1 rRNA gene is annotated in these 400 nt (G+C 54.8%); it reads left to right on the top strand.

Annotated elements, in window-relative coordinates:
* Positions 1-400 (top strand): 23S ribosomal RNA (locus GQR39_RS20095); the annotation flags it as partial.

Below are 400 nucleotides of genomic sequence, written 5' to 3'. Positions count from 1 at the left end.
AAGCCAGCTTAACTGCGAGACAGACACGTCGAGCAGGTACGAAAGTAGGTCATAGTGATCCGGTGGTTCTGAATGGAAGGGCCATCGCTCAACGGATAAAAGGTACTCCGGGGATAACAGGCTGATACCGCCCAAGAGTTCATATCGACGGCGGTGTTTGGCACCTCGATGTCGGCTCATCACATCCTGGGGCTGAAGTCGGTCCCAAGGGTATGGCTGTTCGCCATTTAAAGTGGTACGCGAGCTGGGTTTAGAACGTCGTGAGACAGTTCGGTCCCTATCTGCCGTGGGCGTTTGAGAATTGAGAGGGGTTGCTCCTAGTACGAGAGGACCGGAGTGAACGAACCGCTGGTGTTCGGGTTGTCATGCCAATGGCATTGCCCGGTAGCTACGTTCGGAA

Origin of the sequence: Pseudoalteromonas sp. C8 (genome assembly GCF_011378685.1) — a bacterium.
Taxonomy (GTDB): Bacteria; Pseudomonadota; Gammaproteobacteria; order Enterobacterales; family Alteromonadaceae; genus Pseudoalteromonas; species Pseudoalteromonas arctica.
The sequence above is the reverse complement of the archived record's forward strand: the minus strand, read 5'-3'. Positions and strand labels throughout refer to the sequence as shown.